Raw genomic sequence first — 23056 nt, 5'->3', positions numbered from 1 at the left:
ACTGTTTCGACCAGCCCGCCGCGCGATCACGCGTTAACGCCGATTCTCACATTTCCGCAGGGAAAGACAGCGCACGGCCTTTTCATTTTGCAGTGCAGCAATTATCTGATCGGGTGACACAGAAGAATGAATCACCTCAGGAGTTGCGGTTGTCCCTGGTCAACAACGTCGAATTCTTGCGTCATCTGCCCAAGATGAACGCGTTCAGCGGTCTCGGCGCGCTTGCGCCGGCCGTGCCGACGCCGCTCGTCGAGACGACCGAATTCGGCGTCAACCCCGGCGATCTGAAGATGTTCTCGTTCGTGCCCGCGCAGCTTGCGCGGTCGCCCGCGCTCGTCGTGGTGCTGCATGGCTGCGGCCAGACGGCTGCGTCCTATGATCTCGGCGCCGGCTGGTCGACATTGGCGAAGCACTACGGCTTTGCGCTGCTGATGCCCGAGCAGCAGGCGATCAACAACGGCAACACCTGCTTCAACTGGTTCAATCCGCAGGACATCGCGCGCGGGCAGGGTGAAGCCTGTTCGATCCGGCAGATGATCGCGCAGATGGTCGGCGCGCATCAGATCGATCCGCAGCGCATCTATGTGACGGGACTGTCCGCCGGCGGCGCGATGGCCTCGGTCATGCTCGCGACCTACCCGGATGTGTTCGCGGCGGGCGCCATCATTGCCGGCCTGCCGTTCGGCGTCGCCACCGATCTGCGCGAGGCGCTCAATGCGATGATGCATGCGAGCGCACTGTCCGCGCCCGAGCTCGGCGGTCTGGTCCGCAACGCGTCCACGCATGACGGCGCCTGGCCGAGGATTTCGGTGTGGCACGGCAGCGCCGACCGCACCGTGCATCCCGGCAATGCCGATGCGATCGTCCGGCAGTGGCTCGATGTTCACGGCCTGCCGCCGGCTGCGATGTCGAAGGCGGATGTCGACGGCTATCCGCGCGAGGTCTGGTGGAATGCCGACGGCGAAACGCTGGTCGAATCGTTCAGCATCACCGACATGGCGCATGGGACGCCGCTCGGGTTGGCCGACAATGACGAGCGCTATGGCGTGGAGGGCGCGTTCCTGATCGAGGCCGGAATCTCCTCGTCGTATCACATCGCGAGCTTCTTCGGCCTGACCGACGAGGTCCGTCAGCCGCATATCGCGCCGACCGGAATCCCGCGCGAGCGCGCCGACACGATCTCGATGACGATCCCGGTGCCTGCGGCCGAGCCCGAGCCTGAGCCCGCATCCGGCCGCAAGAGCGACCGGCCGCGCAAGCGACGGAGCAAGGGTGTCGACGTCGGCGGCGTCATCACGCGGGCGCTGACCGCCGCAGGCCTGATGAAGTAACGGCGGATGAAGTAGCTAGAGGTTCGGTTCTGATTGAATCAGAACCGAACCTCCAGATTCTTGTTTTGACGCGTTTTCTTCACGCTAACCGGTTTCCACTTCGCTCGAAAACGCTCTACATCTCGCCGGTCAGGAACGGGTTCGTCATCCGCTCCTGGCCGATGCTCGATCCGGCGCCGTGGCCGCAGATGAAGCCGACGTCGTCGCCGAGCGGCAGCAGCTTATCCTTGATCGACTTGATCAGTTCCGGATGGCTGCCGCCGGGCAGGTCGGTACGCCCGACCGAGCCGGCGAACAGCACGTCGCCGACATGAGCGAAGCGCAGCTCGTTGTTGAAGAACACCACACTGCCAGGTGAATGGCCGGGGCAGTGCAGGATGTCGAAGGTGAGGTCGCCGATCGAGACTTGATCGCCCTCGTCGAGCCAGCGGTCCGGCCCGAAATTGCGCACCCCGGTCATGCCGAAGCGCTCGCCGCTCGAGACCACGTTGTCGAGCAGATATTTGTCCGCGATATGCGGGCCCTCAATCTTGACCTGCAGCGCATCGCGCAATTCGGCGGCGCCGCCGACATGATCGATATGGCCGTGGGTCAGCCAGATCTTCTCGACCGTCACGCCGGTCTGCTTGATCGCTGCCTGGATCTTCGCCACGTCGCCGCCGGGGTCGATCACCACGGCCTTCTTGGTCGGCTCGTGCCAGATGATGGTGCAGTTCTGCTCGAACAGCGTCACCGGCACGATGATTGCGCCGGCCTTCGGTTTGGTGTCGGTTGTCTCGTTCATGGGCGCACCATAGGCTACCGGGAAATGCCGTCAACACGCACGGGAAATGCACCTGCCCCGGCGTGTGATCCCAAAACGGACCGTGATAAGGTCGCCTCCAGCAGAACAGGTTCGTGAGCAGGCCGGTATATGGTGCTCTCGATCATGCGTTAAGTCCTCGCAGTCCGGAACTTGATGACCCAGGCCCCCAACTCACCGCTCGGCGGACCCCGGACCACCGCCCGCGCCTTCTTCGTCGCGGACCGCATCAACACGTCCGGCCTCGAGCGCGGCGACGTGCTGGCCACGACGCCGCTGGCGTTTCGCGTCAATGACAATGGTGTGGCGATCCTGTTCCGCTACGGCGTTGTCGTTCTGATCGGTCTCAACGCGCTGGAGGAGGATGAATTCCTGCGCAGCCTGCAGTCGCGCATGACCGGTCTGTTCACACGGCGCGAGGAGGAAATCGCGATCATCGAGGTCGCGACTGACAGGGAAGACCAGATTCCGCCGGGCGGTCCGATCTATCTGCAAAGCCTGTCGCCGGAGCGGCTGATCCTGGTCGGCGAGGCGCTGGCGAAAAGCGTGGTGCTGGCGCGGCATGAGCGCGAGGTCCGGGCGGTCTTCGACACCACCGAGCCGCTGGCGCGCGAGCTCGCCAAGGGTGGCCAGGTCCGAGGCGGCCGGGTCGCGATCCTCAAGCACATCGGCAACGCGCTGTTGGTGCGGCATCGCGTGGCCGGCCCGGTCGAAGTGTCGGAGAAGCCCGACATCCTCTGGGACAAGCCGCATCTCGAGCGGCTCTATGCCCGGCTCGAGGACGAGTACGAATTGAAGGAGCGCGCGGAATCGCTGAACCGCAAGCTCGCTGTCGTGGCCGAGACCGCGCAGGTGCTGACCGACATCATCGACACCAGCCGCTCGCTGCGGCTGGAGCTGATCATCGTCTTCCTGATCCTGTTCGAGGTGCTGATCACGATCTATCAGCTCGCGATCGCCCGCCACTGACGCATTGCAGCCATTTTTCCGTCCCGAATTGTGCGTCATCCCTGAACCAACAGACCGCCCCGGGGCGCGGGGCGGCCTGGACCGGGCTGCGAGCTTGGGGGACGGGATGGATCGGGACGACAGGGACTGGTGGCGGCGTGGCATCTTCTATCAGGTCTATCCGCGCTCGTTCGGGGATAGCGACGGCGATGGCGTCGGCGATCTCAGAGGGATCATCGCGCGGCTGCCCTATCTGACGCGGCTTGGCGTCGACGCGGTCTGGCTGTCGCCGATCTTCCCGTCGCCGATGGCCGATTTCGGTTACGACATCTCCGACTACACCGGCATCGACCCGCTGTTCGGGACGATGGAGGATTTCGATGCGCTGGTCGCGACTGCGCACGATTCCGGCCTCAAGCTGATCCTCGATTTGGTGCCGAACCACACATCGGATCAGCATCCCTGGTTCATCGAGGCGAAGAGCTCGCGCGATAGCCCGAAGCGCGACTGGTACATCTGGCGCGACCCGGCGCCGGATGGCGGTCCACCCAACAACTGGCTGTCGGAGTTCGGCGGCAGCGCCTGGGCGTATGACGAGGCCTCCGGCCAATATTACTATCACGCCTTCCTCGCGCAGCAGCCTGATCTGAACTGGCGCAATCGCGAGGTCCGGGACGCGATCTATGACGCGATGCGCTTCTGGCTGCGCAAGGGCGTCGACGGCTTTCGTGTCGACGTGATCTGGCACCTGATCAAGGATGCCGAATTCCGCGACAATCCGCCGAACCCGCATTATCGCGAAGGACGACCGCCGCACGAGAAGGTGCTGACGCAATATTCGACCGATCAGCTCGAAGTCCATGCGGTCATCACCGAGATGCGCCGCGTCACCGAGGAGTTCGACAACCGCGTGCTGATCGGCGAGATCTATCTGCCGCTGCACCGGCTGGTCGCCTATTACGGCAACGATCTGCGCGGCGCGCAGATGCCGTTCAATTTCGCGCTGCTGTCGACCTTGTGGAGCGCGCGCTCGGTCGAGATGATCATCGCCGACTACGAAAAGGCGCTGCCGCCGGGCGCGTGGCCGAACTGGGTGCTCGGCAATCATGACCGGCCGCGGGTGGCGAGCCGGGTGGGGCCCGCGCAGGCGCCGGTCGCCGCGATGCTGCTGCTGACGCTGCGCGGCACGCCGACGCTGTATTACGGCGACGAAATCGGGATGCGTCAGGTTGCGATCGCCCCTAGCGAGGTGCGCGATCCCTTCGAGAAGAACGTGCCTGATATCGGCGTCGGTCGCGATGGCTGCCGCACGCCGATGCAATGGAGTGCCGAGCGTTATGCCAGCTTCTCGACGGTCAGGCCGTGGCTGCCGCTCGCGCAGGATTTTGCGAGCGATAATGTCGCAAGCCTCGAGGCGGAGCGGGCGTCGATCCTCAACCTCTACAAGGCGCTGATCGCGTTGCGGCGAAAGCTGCCGCAGCTGGTCCATGGCAGCTATGAGCCGGCGACGGCGCACGGCGACGTTCTGCTCTACAGACGGCGCAGCGCCGAGGGCGTGGTCGTGATCGCGCTGAATTTCGGCGCCGCCCCCGCGTCGGTCTCTTCCAGCGCCATTGGTTTCAGCAACGAAGTTCTGCTCTCGACCTTCATGGACCGGCAGAGCGAGAAGGTCGAAGGCGTCCTCGACCTGCGCGGCAATGAAGGCGTGATTCTCGGTCCGCCTCATGGCGACTAACGGGGCTTGCGGGGCTCGTTGGTATCGATATCGCTGCGCTTGAGCAGGTAGTCGAGCCCGCCGACCCTGTACCAGCGATAGCCATAGGCCTCGATCAGAAACTTGTGACGGCCGCCATCGTCGGCGCGGCTGTGATCCTCGGTCAGAAGGTTGACGAGGTGATTGCCGGCGTCGTCGGGCAGCCCAACGTCGAACGATATCTCGAGCAGCTTTTCCGCGAAATTGTGTACGAACAGCACCGAGTTGTTGCGCCAGTCGTAGCGCATGATCAGGACGGCAGGATTTCGGGTTGCAATGATCTTGAAATCCCCCCAGCCGACCTCGGGGACTTCCTTGCGCATACGAATGATGCGCTCGGTCCAGTTCAACATCGAATTGGGGTCGCGCCGCTGCTTGGCGGCGTTGACGTGCTCATAGCCGTAGGGTCCCTTTTCGATCACGGGTACGCATGGCCGATCGCTCTCGGTAAAGCCGCCGTGCGGTTCGGTCGACCATTGCATCGGCGTGCGGGCGCAAGTGCGCTCGGGCAGGTCGAGATCATCGCCCATGCCGAGCTCATCGCCGTAGCGGATCACGGGCGTGCCGGGCAGCGTGCACATCAAGCTATAGGCGAGCTCCAGGCGCCGCCGGTCGCCGCCCAGCATCGGCGCAAGGCGCCGACGGATGCCGCGATTGTAGAGCTGCATGCTCTTGTCGGGACCGAATGCCTTGAACACCGCCTCACGCTGCGCCTTGGTGAGGCGGCCGAGGTCGAGTTCATCGTGATTGCGCAGGAACAGGCCCCATTGCGCGGTCGCGGGCCGTGGCTTGGTCGCCGTCAAGGCTTTCGCCAATGGCTTCGAATCGGCTGACGCCAGCGCGTAAAACAGATGCTGATTGACGTGGAAATTGAACATCATCTGCATGCGGTCGCCGTCGCGCCCGAAATACTCCATGTCTGTTTCGGGCAAGACATTGGCTTCGGCGAGGATGATCGCGTTGCCCTGGCGCCATTGCAGGAATTCGCGGAACGATCGCAGCATGTCGTATTGCTCGACCGGCTTGCGCACGGAGGCGCCCTTGGTTGCGATCACGAAGGGCACCGCATCCATGCGGAATCCCGAGACGCCGAGCTGTATCCAGAATCCCATGATCTTGAGGATTTCGGCCTGTACGTGCGGGTTCGACGTGTTGAGGTCCGGCTGGAAATCGTAGAAGCGATGAAAGTACCAGGCGCCTGCCTGCTTGTCGCGCGTCCAGGTCGATTTCTGGACCCCGGGAAACACCATGCCCGTGTTGGCATTGGCGGGCTTCTTGTCCGACCAGACGTACCAGTCGCGAAAGGGCGAGTCCTTCGAGCTGCGTGCGGATTTGAACCAGGCGTGCTGGTCCGACGTGTGATTGACGACGAGATCGATGATCACGCGGATGCCGCGTTGCCGGCAGCCATGGGTGAATTCGACGAAATCGCCCAGCGTGCCGTAGCGCGGATCGACGCCGTAATAGTCCGAAATGTCGTAGCCGTCGTCCCTGCAGGGTGAAGGCTGAAACGGCATCAGCCAGATCGCGGTGATGCCGAGCCCGTGCAGATAGTCCAAGCGCCGCAGCAGGCCTCTGAAATCGCCGATGCCGTCGCCGCTGGCATCCATGTAGGTGCCGACGGACAGGCAGTAGATCACGCCATTCTTGTACCAGAGGTCGTCGATCACCAGGCAGCCCTCATCGGTCCGCCCATGGTGGCGGCCATGGGATAAGCGGCGAGGCGGCGGCGGGTTCCTGCCCGGAGCGCCGTCCCACTTTTCCGGATCATGCTCTCGCGGAATCGGCTATCCTTGAGCGATGGAATCGCCCGCCCGCCAGATCGCGCTTGTGCCCGCGCCCGACCGACGCCAGTCGGAGACCGCGCTTGCGATCGCGCGCGGCACCGCGAGACTTCTGAGGTCGCTGGGATTTTCCTGCATCAGCGAATTGCCGCTGCCGTCCGGCCGCCGGGCGGATCTGGTCGCGCTGAACGAGCGCGGCGAGATCTGGATCGTCGAGATCAAGTCATCGCTCGAGGATCTGCGTGCCGACCAGAAATGGCAGGACTACCGGATGCATTGCGACCGGCTGTTCTTCGCCTTCACGCAAGATCTGCCGTGCGAGATTTTCCCGGTCGACACCGGCCTGATCATCGCCGACGCCTATGGGGCACACCTTCACTGCGAGGCGCCGGAGCATCGGCTGCCGGCGGCCACCCGCAAGGCGATGACGGTGCGCTTTGCGATGGCGGCAGCGCAGCGGATCAATCGCCTGATCGATCCGCAAGGGCATGAGGAGCTTTAGGCAAGGGCGCGATGTTGACCCGTCATCCTGAGGAGCCGCGAAGCGGCGTCTCGAAGGATGCACGGCCCGGCTAGTGGCCGTCGACCCTTCGAGACGCGCGCAAGCGCGCGCTCCTCAGGGTGACGGTGATAGCGCTCTACCCATCCTACGAAACGACAAAAGCAAATGGCCGGGACGAGCCCGGCCATCGTCAAAACAAAAGTGATGCGATCGCTTAGCGCGGCGCGCGCTTGGCGAGGATACGCTGCAACGTGCGGCGGTGCATGTTGAGGCGGCGCGCGGTCTCCGAGACGTTGCGGTTGCACATCTCGTAGATGCGTTGGATGTGTTCCCAGCGCACGCGGTCCGCCGACATCGGATTGGCCGGCAGCTCGGACTTCTCGGTGCCCGTTGCGAGCAACGCAGCGACGACGTCATCGGCGTCGGCGGGTTTCGACAGATAGTCGACGGCGCCCATCTTCACCGCGGTCACGGCGGTGGCGATGTTGCCATAGCCGGTCAGCACGATCGCGCGCGCCTCGGGGCGCTTGCGCTTCAACGCCGAGACGACGTCGAGGCCGTTGCCGTCGCCGAGGCGGAGGTCGACGACCGCGAAAGCGGGTGCGGAACGGCCGATCTCGGCGAGACCATCAGACACCGTGTCGCATGACTTCACTGCGAAACCGCGCGTCTCCATCGCGCGCGACAGGCGTTCCAGGAACGGCTTGTCGTCCTCGACGATGAGGAGCGAGCGGTCGGCATGGTCATTCAGTTCAGTGATGGCGTTCACGGTCCATTTTTCCCTGTGGCAGACATCTAATATATGGGGTCCTACTGCGGCGCTGCCAAGGCAGCCGAAAGTCGCGTGCCATTCCGGAAAGAGTGCTGCATCCGGTATGCCAGAGGTGCGATTAAGAATCGTTCTCAGGCTTCGGTTTCATCGGTCGGCGCGGCTTCCTCGAAGCGCTCGCGGGGCCAGACGATCTGCACCACGGCGCCGTGATCGGGGAAGGTGCGATTGGTAAACGACACCTTGGCTCCGGTGCGTTCCAGCAGCGTTCTTGCGATGAAAACGCCCAAGCCCAGGCCGCCACGGGCATTTTGGGCCTCATCTGCGCCGCGGCGGCGCGACAAATACGGCTCGCCGATCCGTTTCAGCATGTCAGGCGCGATGCCGGGGCCGTCGTCGGAGACGACGATTTCGATGGTTTCGGCGTTCCACCACGCATTCACCTCGACCGTCTGGTGCGCGAAATCGACCGCATTTTCCAAAATGTTTCCGACGCCATAAAGGATCGCGGGATTGCGCGCGGCGACCGGTTCACGCGTTGCTGCGACAGCAAGCCGCACCTTGATGTTGATGCCGAAATCACGATGCGGCGCCACCGCCTCCTCGATCAAGGTCGACAGCTTCATGGTGTCGAACGGCGCGCCGCTTGATGACAATTGCGCAATCTTGCTCAGGATGTCGCGGCAGCGCTGCGCCTGCTCGCGCACCGTCTTGAGGTCGTCGGTAATCGCCGGGTCGTGCACCGTCTTCTCGAGCTCGCGCGAGATCAGGAAGATCGTCGACAGCGGCGTGCCGAGTTCATGCGCGGCGGCGGCGGCGAGGCCGTCGAGCTGGGTCAGATGCTGCTCGCGCGTCAAGATCAGCTCGGTTGCGGCAAGCGCATCGGAGAGCTGGCGCGCCTCCTCCGTCACCTGGAATGCGTAAAGGCTGGTGACGCCGATCGCGAGCAGGATCGAGAGCCAGACGCCGATCAGATAGATCGGCGGCAGCACCAGCGGATCGTCGCCGTCCCAGGGCAGCGGAAGATGGTAGAAGAACAGCGCCGAGGCGCAGGCGACCGCAAGGCAGCCGAGCGCGATCGTCAGCCGGATCGGCAGCACGGTGGCCGAGATCAGCACCGGTGCCAGGAACAGGAACGAGAACGGATTCTGCAAGCCCCCGGTGAAGTACAGCAGACCGCCGAGCTCGACGATGTTGAACGCGAGCAGGGCCGCGGCATAGACTGGCTCCAGCCGCTGCATCGGGTTGAACGCGATCTGCAGGGCCAGATTGAGCAGCGCCGAGAACGTCACGATGATGACGCAGGGGACGATCGGAACGTCGAATTCCAGTCCCTGGGCCACGATGAAGATCGCGACAAGCTGGCCGAGCGCAGCGAGCCAGCGCAGCCGCAGGATCGTATCCAGGCGGACATAGCGGCGGGGTTGGCGGAAATCGGAAGCGAAGTCGGTCATCTCTGGACTTTAGCTGTGCCGTGGGCGGCGCACAAATTCGCGACTTAGCGCAAGCACGCCGGGCAAGCCTTGCGCTTATTGTCGCAATGCCCCAATGACGGCCATATGCAACAGCGCGGGACAGGTCAGGCGCAAGCGCCTGCGGCCGATCAGCCGCCCGCGGCCGATCAGGGCGGGTCGGCCGCGATCGACGTTGCGCATCTGGTCAAGGTCTACAAGACCACCCGTGCGGTCGACGATATCTCCTTCCGTATCGCGCGCGGCAGCATCACCGGCCTGCTCGGCGGCAACGGCGCCGGCAAGACCACGACGATCGCGATGATCATGGGGCTGGTGCTGCCGACCTCGGGCAGCGTCGCGGTGCTCGGCGCGAAAATTCCCGAGCAGCGCTATGAGGTGCTCGGCCGGATGAATTTCGAGAGCCCCTATGTCGACATGCCGATGCGGCTCACGGTGCGGCAGAACCTGACCATCTTCGGCCGCCTCTATGCCGTGAAGCATCTGCGCGAGCGGATCGACCAGCTCGCGGCCGATCTCGATCTGAAGGAATTTTTGGACCGTTCCAACGGCAAGCTCTCCGCCGGGCAGAAGACCCGCGTCGCGTTGGCGAAGGCGCTGATCAACGAGCCGGACCTGCTGCTGCTCGACGAGCCGACCGCCTCGCTCGACCCGGATACGGCCGACTGGGTGCGGCAGCATCTCGAGACCTACCGCAAGACCCATAACGCGACCATCCTGCTGGCCTCGCACAACATGCTGGAGGTCGAGCGCCTCTGCGACCGCGTCATCATCATGAAGCGCGGCAAGATCGAGGATGATGACAGCCCCGAGGGGATCATGGCGCGCTACAACCGCGACACGCTGGAAGAGGTGTTCCTCGACGTGGCGCGCGGCCGCCTTCGGGAGGGCGCGCCGGAGGGCACATCATGAGCGAGATCGTCAGCCATCAGCCGCGCGGCATTTCACTGCAACGCATCAACGCGATGGTGCTGCGCTATTGGTATCTGCTGATGTCGTCATGGCCGAGGCTGCTGGAACTGGTCTACTGGCCGGCCTTGCAGATCATCACCTGGGGCTTCCTGCAGAATTACATCTCGCAGGCGTCCGGCTTCTTCGCCAAGGCGGGCGGTACGCTGATCGGCGCCGTGATCCTGTGGGACATCCTGTTTCGCGGCCAGCTCGGCTTCTCCATCTCGTTCCTGGAAGAGATGTGGGCGCGCAATCTCGGCAACCTGATGATGAGCCCGCTGAAGCCGATCGAATTCCTGCTCTCGCTGATGATCATGAGCCTGATCCGGCTCGCCATCGGCGTGATCCCGATGACGCTGCTGGCGCTGTTCTTCTTCGGCTTCAATTTCTACGCCATCGGGCTGCCGCTGATCGCGTTCTTCTGCAATCTGATCTTCACGAGCTGGTCGGTCGGCGTGTTCGCCTCGGGCCTTGTGCTGCGCAACGGGTTAGGAGCGGAAAGCATCGTCTGGACGCTGATGTTCGCGGTGATGCCGCTCGCCTGCATCTACTATCCGGTCGAGGTGCTGCCGAGCTGGCTGCAATATGTCGCCTGGACGTTGCCGCCGACCTACGTGTTCGAAGGCATGCGGTCGCTGCTGATCGATCACGTCTTCCGCGCCGACCTGATGGCCTGGGCGCTGGTCATCAACGCCATCCTGTTCACTGCCTCTTTTGCGGTCTTCCTTGCCCTTTTGCAGAGCGCCAAACGCAACGGATCGCTGCTCGGGGGTGGTGAATAAATGTCACTTTCCCGTGGATTCTCGGTGTTTTAGCCCGATATCGCCCCCAGATTCGGCTCGCGGCGCATTGACGCATTGTTACGCATTGGTCAGTATGCTGCGGCGCAAAACAGGGGTCTGAAAATACTATGCCCATCGGTGAATTTGGCGGTGCCCCGCCACTAGCGGCGGAAGGCAGCCCGGCACTCACGACGCCGATGTACTGGATGTACGAGATGGCGCATGCGTCGCTCAATCCGGTACGCGCCGTGACCGACGCCACCAAGATCCTGTTTCAGAACCCGCTCAATCCGTGGACGCACACCGAGTTCGGCAAGTCGATCGCCGCCGGCTGCGAATTGTTCGAGCGCACCACGCGCCGCTACGGCAAGCCCGAATGGAACCTGCCGACGACCGAGGTCAACGGTATCCGCACGGCGGTCGAGGTTCGCACGGTCTGGGAAAAGCCGTTCTGCCGCCTGCTGCATTTCGATCGCAAGCTGACGCGTCCGCTGCGCTCGCCGCAGCCGCGCGTGCTGATCGTGGCGCCGATGTCGGGCCATTATGCGACGCTGCTGCGTGGCACGGTCGAAGCGTTCCTGCCGACCCATGAAGTCTACATCACCGACTGGGCCGATGCGCGCATGGTGCCGCTCGCGGCCGGGCGGTTCGATCTCGAGGATTACGTCGATTACCTGATCGAGATGCTGCACGCGCTCGGCGGCAACATGCACATCGTCGCGGTGTGCCAGCCTTCTGTGCCTGTTGTGGCAGCTGTTTCGGTGATGGAAGCCAGCAACGACCCGTTCGTGCCGCTGTCGATGACGCTGATGGGCGGTCCGATCGACACAAGGCGCAATCCGACCGCGGTCAACAACCTCGCGGAAGAGCGCGGCATCGAGTGGTTCCGCAACAATGTCATCACCAAGGTGCCGTTCCCGCATCCGGGCGTGATGCGCGACGTCTATCCGGGCTTCCTGCAGCTCAACGGCTTCATCAGCATGAACCTGGATCGGCACATGGACGCGCACAAGGCGCTGTTTGCCAATCTGGTGAAGGGTGACGGCGATCTCGTCGACAAGCACCGTGAGTTCTACGACGAATATCTCGCGGTGATGGACCTCACCGCCGAGTATTACCTGCAGACCGTCGACCTCGTCTTCGTCAAGCACGCGCTGCCGAAGGGCGAGATGACCCATCGCGGCAATCCGGTCGATCCGTCGAAGATCCGCCGCGTCGCGCTGATGACGGTCGAAGGCGAGAAGGACGACATCTCCGGTCTCGGCCAGACCGAGGCAACGCACGCGCTCTGCACCGCGATTCCGAACCATCGCCGCGTGCACTACGTGCAGAAGGGCGTCGGCCACTACGGCGTGTTCAACGGCTCGCGGTTCCGCTCCGAAATCGTGCCGCGGATCTCCGATTTCATGGTTTCGGCGGCCAATACGCGGCTTTCGCTGGTCGCCGCGGCCGAATAGGTATCACCCCGGCCGCGATTATCGCAGTCGCGCAAGTCACTGATTTAACTAAAAGAATCTCAAATCGGCCAAGGCTCAAGTGGTGAATTTAATTTCATCCCTTGGGCCTTTTTCGTGACTCAGATTCATCAGAAAAAATCCGGTTCCGCCCCCTGCCGGTAGAGGTCAATTAACGGCCAACCCCTGTATATTGGGCAAATGATTTGTTTTTGCGCCGAGCGCTTTCCCTGGCGGCGGATATGGCAAAGTTCGGGCGAACTCCTGCTCCCCGGACTCTCAGAAATGGCTACTCGCGCGCTCCTCTATCGGCGGCCTGCCGAACCCGCGACCGTATTGGTCAGACACGGCTCCCAGTTCTTCACTGTCAGGCTGCGCCGGCATCGGCGCGCGCGCCGCTATACGCTCAGGATTCACCCAACCGACCGCGAAGCGATCCTGACGATGCCGCCGCGCGGCACGATCGTGGAAGCCAAGGAGTTCGCCAATATCCATGGCGGCTGGATTGCCGCCCGTCTTGGCCGTTTGCCGAAGGCGGCGCCGTTCCAGCCCGGCACCGTGGTGCCGTTGCGCGGCGTACCGCATCGGCTGGTGCACCGCTCGGGCGAACGCGGCACCGTCTGGACCGAGACGCGCGACAGCGGCGAGAAGATCATTTGCGTCGCCGGCGGCGTCGAGCACATGGATCGCCGGGTGCATGACTTCCTCAAGCGCGAGGCGCGCAAGGATCTGCAGAAGGCGGCGCAGCTGCACGCCGCGGAACTCGGCGTGCGGGTGCGGCGGATTTCGATCCGCGACCAGTCCAGCCGCTGGGGCTCGTGCACCTCGGCGGGTTCGCTGTCGTTCTCGTGGCGGCTGATCCTGGCGCCGCCCTTCGTGCTCGATTACCTCGCCGCCCATGAGGTCGCGCATCTGGTCGAGATGAATCACTCTGCGCGGTTCTGGCGGGTGGTCGACAAGGTCTGCGCGTCGGTCACGCGCGCCAAGAACTGGCTCGACACCTACGGCAACGACCTGCACCGCTACGGGATTCAGGAGTAGGCGAGCTCTTCGCCCCGGCCTCTGCTGTCATCGTCCGCGAAAGCGGGCGATCCAGTATTCCAGAGGCATTCGTGTTCAACTGACAAGCCGCGGCGTACTGGATCCCCCCGCATTCGCGGGGGATGACAGTTGGAGTTGCGGCGCGACCTTCGGCCTAACGCCTACCGAAACAGCCGATCCGCCAACCATCCATCCAGCCCCGCCGCTGCTTCTGGCCGCGCGTTCGGGTTCGGCGGCGCCGAGGCGCGGGCCGGCGTCGGCGGTGGCTGGCGGTAATAGCCGCCGCCGGACGGGACCGGCGCGGGCGGCGGTGCCTGCATCGGCGGCTGAATCTGCAGCGGTGCCGCCGGTGCTGACGGCGCTGATATCTGCGACGAGATCTGCATCAGGTTCGCCGGCGCCCAGCTGCCCTGCGAGTTCGGGATCGCCGCGACCGGCACGCCCTGATGCGCGGCCTTCATGAAGCGGGTCCACACTTCCACCGGCAGTCCGCCACCGGTCGCCTTCTTGGTCGGCGAATTGTCGTCATTGCCGAGCCAGACGCCGGTGACGAGCTTGGCGGTGTAGCCGATGAACCAGGCGTCGCGATAATCCTGGCTGGTGCCGGTCTTGCCGGCGGCGGTCCAGCCGGGGATTTCCGCCTTGCGCGCGGTGCCCGAGATCAGCGTCTCGCGCATCATGCTGTTCATCATCGCGTCATAGCGCGGCTCGATCACCTGGTTGGGTGGGTCCGTCGGGCGGTCATACAGCAGCTTGCCGGAGCTGGTCTTGATCTTGGTCACCACATGCGGCGACACGGCGTAGCCGCCATTGGCGAACGGCGCATAGGCGCCGACCAACTCGAGCACGGACACTTCCGAGGTGCCGAGTGCGATCGAGACGTTGGGTTCCAACTTGGAGGAGATGCCGAGCCGGTGCGCGGTGCGCACCACGTTCTTGGCGCCGACCTCGACGCCGAGCCGCACCGCCACCGTGTTCAGCGACATCGCCAGCGCCTGGGTCAATGTCACCGAGCCGAAATATTCGTGGGTGTAGTTCTCCGGCTTCCAGCCCTTGATATCGAGCGGCGCGTCGGTGCGGATGGTGTCCGGCGTCAGCCCGGATTCGACTGCGGTAAGATAGACGAACGGCTTGAACGACGAGCCCGGCTGCCGTTTCGCGGTGACGGCGCGATTATACTGGCTCTCGGCATAGTTCCGGCCGCCGACCATGGTGCGCACCGCGCCGTCGGGCGTCATCGCCACCAGCGCGCCCTGGCTAACATTGAACTTCACGCTCTTGGCGGCGAGCTCGTCGATGACGGCGGCTTCGGCGACGTTCTGCAGCTTCGGATCGATCGTGGTCTGCACCACGATGTCCTGGTCGATCTGGCCGACCAGATCGTCGAGCACTTCGCCGATCCAATCGGCGACATAGTTCACGGTGCCGGCGCCGGCCGGCTTCACGGCAATCGAGGGTTGCCCGATCGAGGCCTTTGCCTGCGCTTCGGTGATGAACTTGGCATCGGCCATCGCCGCGAGCACGACCTGCGCGCGCTGCTCGGCGCCCTCGGGGTTCCGGTTCGGCGCCAGCCGCGACGGCGACTTGACGAGGCCCGCGAGCATCGCGGCTTCCGGCAAGGTCACGTTCTTCGCCGACTTGCCGAAATAGCGCTGCGCGGCGGCCTCGACGCCATAGGCGCCGGAACCGAAATAGACGCGGTTGAGATAGAGCTCGAGGATCTCGTCCTTGGAATGCTTGCGTTCCAGCCACAGCGCGAGCTCGGCCTCCTGCAGCTTGCGCTGCATGGTGCGTTCCTGGGTCAGGAACAGGTTCTTGGCGAGCTGCTGGGTCAAGGTCGAGCCGCCCTGCGACACACCCCGATGCAGCACGTTGGTGACGGCTGCGCGTAAAATGCCGACCGGGTCGACGCCGAAGTGCGAATAGAAGCGGCGGTCTTCGATGGCGATGAACGCCTTCGGCAGATAGGGCGGCAGTTCCTTCAACGCGATGTTGGCGCCGGCCATTTCGCCGCGCTGCGCCAGCACGCTGCCGTCCATGCCGACGATCTGGATCGTCGGCGGACGCTTGGGAATTTCCAGGGACTGGATTGGCGGCAGATGCGCGCCGACCCACACCACGACACCGATCACCGCAATGCCCGCCCACAGGCCGAGCACCGCGGTCCAATAGAACAGGCGGCCGATGCCGAAGCCGCGCGATTTGCTCCGCCGCTTGCTGCCGCTGCGCGACGGGCGCGGTTTCTCGCTGCCGGAATCGCTGCTTTTGGGTTTGGATTTGGCGGGTTTGTCGTCGCCGCCGCCTGGAACGCGATCGGAGGGCGACAGGCGGAGGTCGGCAAGCGCAGCCGGAAGCCCGAACAGCGGCTCCTTGCGCGCACCGCCTTTTTTACGTCCCCACGCCATCCGCAACGCTCACACCCTGACAGGGGCGCACGCTAGCGTTCCCGGTTTAAGGGGCGGTTACGCAAAGCTTAACGGGGGATTAGGAGGTGAGGCGGCGCGTGCTAGATATAGTCGGAACAACAAAACAAAGGAGCACCGCATGGGCCATATCGATCCGACGAAGGACGTGTTTGCGCAATTCCGGGACAACAACCGGCCGGGCCCGATCCACATGCTCAATCTGGTGCGCTTGCGCGAATGGGCCGCCTATCCCGACGGCCGCAAGGCGACCGGTGCGGAGGCCTATGCCGCCTATGGCCGCGAGAGCGGGCCGGTGTTCGAACGGCTCGGCGGCCGCATCGTCTGGCAGGGCCGCTTCGAGCTGATGCTGATCGGTCCGCAAGACGAGCGCTGGGATCACTGTTTCATCGCCGAGTATCCAAGCGTCGCCGCCTTCGTCGAAATGATCCGCGATCCCGTCTATCGCGAGGCGGTGAAGCACCGCCAGGCCGGCGTCGAGGATTCGCGGCTGATCCGGCACGCGGTGCTGCCGGTCGGGAAGAATTTTGGTGAGATACCGAAGTGAGGTCGCGTTAGCGCGAGACGAATCTCCATCACCGTCACCCTTGTAAGTCTCGAATCGCCGGATCGGATAGAATGTCCGGTGCGGTAGCGGACGGGAGACCGTTTCATCCAAGGGCTTTGAAGCCCGTGCCTCAGCGCGGCGCCCCGTCCGTTGTTCCATTGAACCCGAACAGTCGCGAGGGCCGCCTGGCGAGCCCGGTTGCGCAAGGAGGGGTGCAGATGGACGCGATCTACGTTGGCATTGATGTGTCGAAGGACCGGCTGGACGTGCATGTGCGTCCGAGCGGGGAAGCCTTTGCCGTGGCGCGTGACGGCAAAGGCTTGGAAGAGCTCGTTGCGCGCTTGCAGGTGATCTCGCCAGCGCTGATTGCGGTGGAGGCAACCGGCGGCTTCGAGACCATCGTCGCTGCTGCGCTGGCGGGCGCTCAGCTGCCGCTGGTGGTGGTCAATCCGGCCCAGATCCGGCACTTCGCGCAGGCGGTTGGTCAGCGTGCCAAGACGGACCCGATCGATGCGGCAGTCATCGCGCGGTTTGTCGAGGCCGTAAAGCCGGAGCCACGTGCCATGCCGGATCAGGAAGCTCGGCTGCTGGCTGAACTGGTCAGTCGCCGACGGCAGATCATCGAGATGATCGTTGCCGAGCGTCAGCGCGAGAAGCGGGCCGAGAACGTCCGCGTCCGCAAGAGCCTTGCCCGCCATATCAAGGTCCTCGAGAAGGAGCTGCCGGAGATCGACAACGACATCGACACGCTGGTGCGCGGCTCGCCAGTCTGGCGCGCCAAGGAGGAACTGCTGGTCAGCTTTCCTGGCGTGAGCAACACCCTCGCGCGGACCTTCCTTGCCGAGGTGCCGGAGCTCGGCGCACTCAATCGGCGCCAGATCGCGAGCCTCGCCGGTCTTGCCCCGTTCACCCGCCAGTCGGGCCGCTGGAAGGGCAAGAGCATGATCGGCGGCGGAAGAGCCAAGCTGCGCGCCGGGCTCTACATGGCCGCTCTGTCGGCCAGCCGATACCATCCGCAGCTCAAGGTCTTCTATCGGCGCCTGGTGACCGCTGGAAAGCCCAAGATGGTCGCCCTCATCGCCGTTGCGCGCAAAGTTCTCACCACCCTCAACGCCATGCTCAGGGACCAAAAACCATGGCAACCCGCTTGACGAAGAACACAGTCGCTGAGGAGCGCGCAGCGCGTCTCGAAGGATGCACGGCCCGGCTGGTGGCCGTCGACCCTTCGAGACGGCCGCGTTGCGGCCTCCTCAGGGTGACGGAGTGCATCGTTCCATCGACGTCATTGCGAGCGAAGCGAAGCAATCCATGTCTCGGCTTGCGGAGCGATGGATCGCTTCGTCGCTATCGCTCCTCGCAATGACGGTGACAGGGCGAAGCCCCAAAACAAAATCGGCGGCCCGCAGGCCGCCGATTGCATCTCAACTCTGCGCGAACGACTAGCCCGCCGGGCCGGCATCCTCGAGGATCGGGCCGAACAGCTCCCAGCGTTCGCCGTTGAACTTCATCATCTGCAGCTGCTTGTTGACGCGATAGTCGTTCGGCGTGGTGTTGCCCTTGATGCCGGGCAGCGCCATGTCGAGGTCGACGTTCTTCAGGTTGGTGGCCTGCTTCAGCACGTTCTCGCGCGTCAGCTCGTCGCCGCACTGCTTCAGCACATGCACCATCAGCTGGGCGGTGGAGTAGCCGTAGGTGTTGAAGTTCGAGTTCTTGTCACCGTCGGGATAGTACTTGGCCATGAAGTCGAAATAGCGCTTCATGCCCGGATCGTCCTTCCACTGCGGGTCGGCGGGATCCTTGCCGTAGTTGGTCGAGATCAGGCCCTTGGAGGCCTCCAGACCCGCCGGCTGCAGCACGGCGCCGACCGAGGTGGCGTTGATGTCGACGATGTGGACCGGATGCCAGCCGAGCTCGGCGATCTTCTTGATCGCCTGCGCGGCCTGCTTCGGCGTCGAGGCCGAGAAGAACAGGTCGGCGCCGGCGTCCTTGATCTTGATCACCTGGGAATCGATGGTCGGGTCGGAGACCTCATACGAGGCTTCGGCCACGATCATCTTGGCCGCCTTGTCGCCGAGGCCGGCCTTGATGCCGTTCAGATAATCCTTGCCGAGGTCGTCGTTCTGATAGAGCACGCCGATCTTGGCGTTCGGATGCTCCTTCAGGATGTACTGGCCGTAGATGCGGCCTTCGACGAAGTAGTTCGGATTGAAGCCGAGCGTCCACGGGAAGTTCTTCGGATCGGTGAACTTCGAGGCGCCGGTGGCCGCGAACAGCTGCGGCACCTTCTTGGCGTTGAGATATTTCTGCACGGCGGCGTTCGACGGCGTGCCGACGATCTGGAAGGTCAACAGCACCTCGTCGCTCTCGACGAGCTTGCGCACCTGCTCGACGGCCTTGGGCGGCGAATAGGCGTCGTCATACTGGATCAGGTTGATCTTGCGGCCGTTGATGCCGCCCTGATCGTTGATCATCTTGAAATAGGCCGCCTGGGTCTTGCCGATCGAGGCATAGGCGGAAGCCGGTCCGGAGAAGGGGACGGTCTGGCCGATCTTGATCTCGGTGTCGCTCGCGCCGGGATCGTACTTCTTCTGCGCGGAGGCCGACGTTGCAGACAGCGCGATCGCGAGCGCCGTTGCCGTGACCAGGTGGAAAATCCCATTCCTCATAATGCTGTTTCCCTCACGTGACTGATGGTTGGCCGATGATCTTGTCCGCGGGTTCAAGGTCCCGCGGTCGCCATCGCTGGGCCGGATACTGGAGGAACCGTTGCTGCGATGCAAGGCGACGGATGCCGAAAAGGTGAGCGATTTCAGTCAACCAAAGTAGGGGGCGGCGCAAAAAGGAACGGCGCAGCGGGGATGCGCTGCGCCGGCTTTCGTGGCCGGAGATGGCTGCGAGCCGCTAGCCCGCCGGTCCGGTGTCCTCGATGATCGGGCCGAACAGCTCCCAGCGCTCGCCGTTGAACTTCATCATCTGCATCTGCTTGTTGATGCGATAGTCGTTCGGTCCGGTCGTGATCGACATGCCCGGCAGCGCGAGGCTCGGCACGAACTTCTTCAGGCTGGTCACCTGCTTCATCAGGTTCTCGCGGGTGAGGTCGTCGCCGCACTGCTTGAGCACCTGGATCAAAAGCTCGGCCGTCGAATAGCCGTAGGTGTTGACGGTGTTGAGCTTGTCGCCCTCCGGGTAATACTTGTCCATGAAGGCGAAGTAGGCCTTCAGGCCGGGATCGTCCTTCCACTGCGGATCGGCGGGGTCTTTGCCGTAATTGGTCGAGATGATGCCCTTGGAGATGTCGAGGCCGGCCGGCTTCAGCGTCGCCGACACCGGGCTCGCATTGATGTCGAGAATGTGCACCGGGTGCCAGTCAAGGTCCGCGACCTTGCGGATCGCCTGCGCGGCGAATTTCGGCGTCGACGCGTTATAGAGCAGGTCGACGCCGGCGGCCTTCAGCTTGACGATCTGGGAATCGACGGTCGGGTCGGTCAGTTCATAGGACACCTCGGCAACGATCATGCTCGCGGCCTTGTCGCCGAGCCCGCTCTTCAGGCCGGTGATGTAGTCGCGGCCGAGATCGTCGTTCTGGTAGAAGATGCCGATCTTGGCGTTCGGGTGATTGGCCAGGATGTATTTGGCGTAGATGCGTCCTTCGGACTGGTAGTTCGGGTTGAAGGCGATCGTCCACGGCGCGTTCTGCGGATCGGAGAAGCGCGAGGCGCCGGTGGAGGCGAGCAGCTGCGGCACCTTCCTGGCATTCAGATATTTCTGCACGGCGGCATTTGAGGGCGTGCCGATGATCTGGAAGGTGAACAGCACCTCGTCGCCTTCGACCAGCTTGCGCACCTGCTCGACGGCTTTGGGCGGCGAATAGGCATCGTCATACTGGATCAGGTTCAGCTTGCGGCCGTTGATGCCGCCCTGATCGTTGATCATCTTGAGGTAGGCCGCCTGGGTCTTGCCAATGCCGGCATAGGCGGATGCGGGGCCCGAGAACGGCACGGTTTGGCCAATCTTGATCTCGGTGTCGGTCGCGCCGACGTCGTATTTCTTCTGCGCGGTGGCCGATGTAACCGACAACGCGATGGCAAGCGCTGTCGCAGCGAGCAATTGCACGCTCCTCATGTCCGTGACCTCCCATGTTGCCGGTGATCTTGTCCGCAAGCGTCAAGCCGGCGGATGTCACCGTTGAACGGGATGATGGAGGAACGGTGAGGGCATTGCAAGGCGATGGCCCTGCGCGCAGTGTCGCGTCAGGCCAGCCAGAGCAGGATCAGCGCGAGCGCCGCGGGTGCCGCCTGCACATAAAGAATGCGGCGGCTGACGGTGGCGGCACCGTAAGCGCCGGCGACGATCACGCAGAGCAGGAAGAATGTCTTGATCTGGAATGCGAAGGCGGCATTGCCGTGCGCCAGGCCCCAGATCAGTCCGGCGGCAAGGAAGCCGTTATAGAGCCCCTGATTGGCGGCAAGCACGGCCGAATCATTGGCCTTCTCGATCGAGTTGCGGAAGGTCTTCAGCCCGAGCGGCTTGGTCCAGAGAAACATCTCGAGCACGAGGAAGTAGATGTGCAGCGCAGCCACCACTGCGACCAGAAAATTGGCTATCCAAAGCATGCTCGGTCCCCCCCAGAGCTCTGGTTCTGATTGAATCAGAACCAAAGCTCAAGATTCTTGTTTTGACGCGTTTTCTTCACGCGAACCGGTGTCCATCCCGGATCAAGTCCGGGACAGTCTTTCGCTCGAAAACACTCCAGCCGGAATTCGGGTGGACGCTAGCACGCGCACGGTGAATTGTATGCCAAGCGACCTGTTTCCAGCGCAATGATTGTCCAGAGTGACTGATATGACCGACCGCAAGACCGCACAGATCTTCAACCTCGACCGCCTCAAGACGCCGATCGGCACCGCGCTGCTGGTGACCGATGACGACGGCGTGCTGCGAGCACTGGACTGGGACGATTATGAAGGGCGCATGCTCGACCTGCTGCGGCTGCACTATGGCGCCGTGACGCTGCGGGACGGCCGTGCACCGGCTGCGATGCGCAAGGCGCTTGGCGATTACTTCAACGGCGATCTTGATCGGCTGACCGATGTCGAATGGCGCGTCGCCGGCACCCCGTTCCAGCAGAAGGTCTGGCACGCGCTGCCGAAGATTCCGCCGGGCACCACGATGAGCTACGGCGCGCTGGCGGCAAGACTGAAAGTGCCGAACGCGATGCGTGCGGTCGGCCACGCCAACGGCTCCAACCCGATCAGCGTCGTCGTGCCGTGCCATCGCCTGATCGGCGCCAACGGCTCGCTGGTCAAATATGGCGGCGGGTTGGAGCGCAAGCGCTGGCTGCTGCGCCACGAGGGCGTTGAGGTGTAGCGGCCGAACCCAGCCGCAGCGAGACGATCAATCGAGATCCTCGCGCGGCATGTTTCGCAGGTCACGCACGATGTAGAGGAATACAATCAGCGAAGGCACCCACGCGAGGATCGCTCCTACCAGCATCGCATCGACCGTCGTCATCGGATCTCCTTGAGCGCGTCAGATCAGCTTCTTCGATGGGCCACCGGTTCTCGGGAGGGGATAGAGCCACTTCCAGTAGACCTTGTTGCGCTCCAACTGCCGCCTGTAGATCTCGCGGCACTTCGTCGAGCAGAATTGCTCGAAGTACCAGCTATGCCGGATCAGCCCGAACGGCCGCCGACAACCTGGATTCCCGCAACGGCCCGTCATGATGTCGCCTCCGCATTCGCTCGCCCAAGCCAGCGAATGAAGTCCTCTTGACCCTTGTGAAGACAGAGCCGTCCGCAGTAGCGTTCGCACGCCGGATTTCGCAGGCAGATGATCTTGGCATCTTCACTGTCACACTCGGCGCAGCGCGGTTCCGTACGCATGGCGACTTCCCTCCAAGGAACTGCCATTGGCCAATCAAGAATGTCTGATGCTGTCGTTGCCGCCGGTCTTCCTGAGGGGCGGCGCCGCGAAATCTTGCGCTGCCACCGTCGATACGCAACTTGTCCAAATGTTTCCCGGCATCATCCTTGCGTATATTGATTTGAACTCACGCGCTCGTCGCTGTGCCCTGCCGTGCGAGCGCGGCATCGAGGCATTTGACCAGCGCATCTCCGTCAAACGGCTTGATCAGAAAGCAGATCGCTCCCGCCTCCATGGCGCGGGCCCGGTCGGTTTCGACGGAGAAGGCCGTGATGAAAATGAACGGAACGCGCCGGCCGTCGGCAATCAGCCGGGCCTGCAGGTCGAGCCCGCTCATGGCCGGCATCCTGACATCGGCGATCACGCAGGAGGTGTCGTCCAGTTGCGGTGAGTGCAGGAATTCTTCGGCCGACGCATAGGTCTGGACCGCGTAGCCAAGCGACCTGACCAGATTGTCGGTTGCGGTGCGGACCGACATGTCATCGTCGACGATTGATATCACCGGGTTGGACAAGAAGGGTTTCCTGGAACGGCCAGAGGGGCCTCTGGTGTCTGCTCTCACGGCGCCACAGTGC

Annotated in this window: 21 protein-coding genes; 11 read left to right on the top strand and 10 right to left on the bottom strand. The window is 63.5% G+C overall.

Features of this window, described 5'->3' with window-relative positions; genetic code table 11:
- The first annotated feature begins 149 nt into the window (after positions 1 to 149).
- Entirely contained in the window at positions 150 to 1331 is a 1182-nt protein-coding gene (locus ACE103_RS41500) for a PHB depolymerase family esterase (protein ID WP_375777650.1), read from the top strand.
- Between the two features lie 115 nt (positions 1332 to 1446).
- Here ACE103_RS41500 and ACE103_RS41495 read toward each other — a convergent pair whose 3' ends face one another.
- Positions 1447 to 2115 (bottom strand): MBL fold metallo-hydrolase, encoded by a 669-nt coding sequence (locus ACE103_RS41495; protein ID WP_375777649.1) that lies wholly within the window; start codon positions 2113 to 2115, stop codon positions 1447 to 1449.
- 174 nt (positions 2116 to 2289) lie between these two features.
- Between ACE103_RS41495 and ACE103_RS41490 the strand changes: the two genes are divergently transcribed.
- Positions 2290 to 3102 (top strand): RMD1 family protein, encoded by an 813-nt coding sequence (locus ACE103_RS41490; protein WP_223971890.1) that lies wholly within the window; start codon positions 2290 to 2292, stop codon positions 3100 to 3102.
- Between the two features lie 106 nt (positions 3103 to 3208).
- Positions 3209 to 4816, top strand: coding sequence for an alpha-amylase family glycosyl hydrolase (locus tag ACE103_RS41485; protein WP_375777648.1), 1608 nt, complete (start codon positions 3209 to 3211; stop codon positions 4814 to 4816).
- On the opposite strand, the gene ACE103_RS41480 is transcribed toward ACE103_RS41485, so the two are convergent.
- Entirely contained in the window at positions 4813 to 6504 is a 1692-nt protein-coding gene (locus tag ACE103_RS41480) for an alpha-amylase family protein (protein WP_375777647.1), read from the bottom strand. The two genes, ACE103_RS41485 and ACE103_RS41480, sit on opposite strands and share 4 nt — an antisense overlap.
- Before the next feature lie 130 nt (positions 6505 to 6634).
- Here ACE103_RS41480 and ACE103_RS41475 point away from each other — a divergent pair, with 130 nt between their 5' ends.
- A complete protein-coding gene (locus tag ACE103_RS41475) occupies positions 6635 to 7120 on the top strand; it encodes an MmcB family DNA repair protein (RefSeq protein ID WP_375777646.1) in 486 nt (161 codons plus the stop codon).
- A 214-nt stretch (positions 7121 to 7334) separates the two neighbouring features.
- On the opposite strand, the gene ACE103_RS41470 is transcribed toward ACE103_RS41475, so the two are convergent.
- Positions 7335 to 7889, bottom strand: a complete 555-nt coding sequence (locus tag ACE103_RS41470) for an ActR/PrrA/RegA family redox response regulator transcription factor (protein ID WP_092120369.1) — start codon at positions 7887 to 7889, stop codon at positions 7335 to 7337.
- Positions 7890 to 8023: 134 nt separating this feature from the next.
- Positions 8024 to 9343: an ActS/PrrB/RegB family redox-sensitive histidine kinase gene (locus ACE103_RS41465; RefSeq protein ID WP_223971900.1), complete on the bottom strand. Its 1320-nt coding sequence runs from the start codon at positions 9341 to 9343 to the stop codon at positions 8024 to 8026.
- Between the two features lie 105 nt (positions 9344 to 9448).
- On the opposite strand from ACE103_RS41465, the gene ACE103_RS41460 reads away from it, so the two are divergent.
- From ACE103_RS41460 to ACE103_RS41445, 4 genes are all read left to right on the top strand, one after another.
- Positions 9449 to 10273 (top strand): ABC transporter ATP-binding protein, encoded by an 825-nt coding sequence (locus ACE103_RS41460; RefSeq protein ID WP_375777645.1) that lies wholly within the window; start codon positions 9449 to 9451, stop codon positions 10271 to 10273.
- Positions 10270 to 11094 carry an ABC transporter permease gene (locus tag ACE103_RS41455; RefSeq protein ID WP_223971905.1) on the top strand — a complete coding sequence of 275 codons (825 nt, stop codon included), beginning with the start codon at positions 10270 to 10272 and terminating at the stop codon, positions 11092 to 11094. Before ACE103_RS41460 ends, ACE103_RS41455 begins: the two co-directional genes overlap by 4 nt.
- A gap of 128 nt (positions 11095 to 11222) precedes the next feature.
- Positions 11223 to 12551: a polyhydroxyalkanoate depolymerase gene (locus tag ACE103_RS41450; protein WP_223971907.1), complete on the top strand. Its 1329-nt coding sequence runs from the start codon at positions 11223 to 11225 to the stop codon at positions 12549 to 12551.
- A 198-nt stretch (positions 12552 to 12749) separates the two neighbouring features.
- On the top strand, positions 12750 to 13589 hold the full coding sequence (locus ACE103_RS41445; RefSeq protein ID WP_092120354.1) for a M48 family metallopeptidase: 840 nt from the start codon (positions 12750 to 12752) through the stop codon (positions 13587 to 13589).
- 161 nt (positions 13590 to 13750) lie between these two features.
- Here the strand turns inward: ACE103_RS41445 and ACE103_RS41440 are convergent, their stop codons facing one another.
- Complete coding sequence (locus tag ACE103_RS41440) at positions 13751 to 15994, bottom strand: transglycosylase domain-containing protein (RefSeq protein WP_375777644.1); 2244 nt, start codon at positions 15992 to 15994, stop codon at positions 13751 to 13753.
- Between the two features lie 139 nt (positions 15995 to 16133).
- Between ACE103_RS41440 and ACE103_RS41435 the strand changes: the two genes are divergently transcribed.
- Positions 16134 to 16559: a DUF1330 domain-containing protein gene (locus tag ACE103_RS41435; protein ID WP_375777643.1), complete on the top strand. Its 426-nt coding sequence runs from the start codon at positions 16134 to 16136 to the stop codon at positions 16557 to 16559.
- A gap of 218 nt (positions 16560 to 16777) precedes the next feature.
- Positions 16778 to 17710 carry an IS110 family transposase gene (locus ACE103_RS41430; protein ID WP_375777642.1) on the top strand — a complete coding sequence of 311 codons (933 nt, stop codon included), beginning with the start codon at positions 16778 to 16780 and terminating at the stop codon, positions 17708 to 17710.
- A gap of 288 nt (positions 17711 to 17998) precedes the next feature.
- Here the strand turns inward: ACE103_RS41430 and ACE103_RS41425 are convergent, their stop codons facing one another.
- The 3 genes from ACE103_RS41425 to ACE103_RS41415 form a co-directional block, all read right to left on the bottom strand.
- The gene (locus ACE103_RS41425; RefSeq protein ID WP_207834440.1) at positions 17999 to 19225 is read right to left on the bottom strand and encodes an ABC transporter substrate-binding protein; all 1227 of its coding nucleotides are present in this window, start codon (positions 19223 to 19225) and stop codon (positions 17999 to 18001) included.
- A 235-nt stretch (positions 19226 to 19460) separates the two neighbouring features.
- Entirely contained in the window at positions 19461 to 20681 is a 1221-nt protein-coding gene (locus ACE103_RS41420) for an ABC transporter substrate-binding protein (RefSeq protein WP_375777641.1), read from the bottom strand.
- A gap of 128 nt (positions 20682 to 20809) precedes the next feature.
- Positions 20810 to 21172: a DUF1304 domain-containing protein gene (locus ACE103_RS41415; protein ID WP_375777640.1), complete on the bottom strand. Its 363-nt coding sequence runs from the start codon at positions 21170 to 21172 to the stop codon at positions 20810 to 20812.
- Positions 21173 to 21401: 229 nt separating this feature from the next.
- Here ACE103_RS41415 and ACE103_RS41410 point away from each other — a divergent pair, with 229 nt between their 5' ends.
- On the top strand, positions 21402 to 21926 hold the full coding sequence (locus ACE103_RS41410) for a methylated-DNA--[protein]-cysteine S-methyltransferase (RefSeq protein ID WP_375781292.1): 525 nt from the start codon (positions 21402 to 21404) through the stop codon (positions 21924 to 21926).
- A gap of 162 nt (positions 21927 to 22088) precedes the next feature.
- Here the strand turns inward: ACE103_RS41410 and ACE103_RS41405 are convergent, their stop codons facing one another.
- Positions 22089 to 22280: a hypothetical protein gene (locus ACE103_RS41405; RefSeq protein ID WP_223971921.1), complete on the bottom strand. Its 192-nt coding sequence runs from the start codon at positions 22278 to 22280 to the stop codon at positions 22089 to 22091.
- Positions 22281 to 22608: 328 nt separating this feature from the next.
- On the bottom strand, positions 22609 to 22995 hold the full coding sequence (locus ACE103_RS41400; protein WP_375777639.1) for a response regulator transcription factor: 387 nt from the start codon (positions 22993 to 22995) through the stop codon (positions 22609 to 22611).
- Positions 22996 to 23056 lie beyond the last annotated feature (61 nt).

Source organism: Bradyrhizobium sp. ma5, assembly GCF_042258955.1.
GTDB lineage: Bacteria > Pseudomonadota > Alphaproteobacteria > Rhizobiales > Xanthobacteraceae > Bradyrhizobium.
The sequence above is the reverse complement of the archived record's forward strand: the minus strand, read 5'-3'. Positions and strand labels throughout refer to the sequence as shown.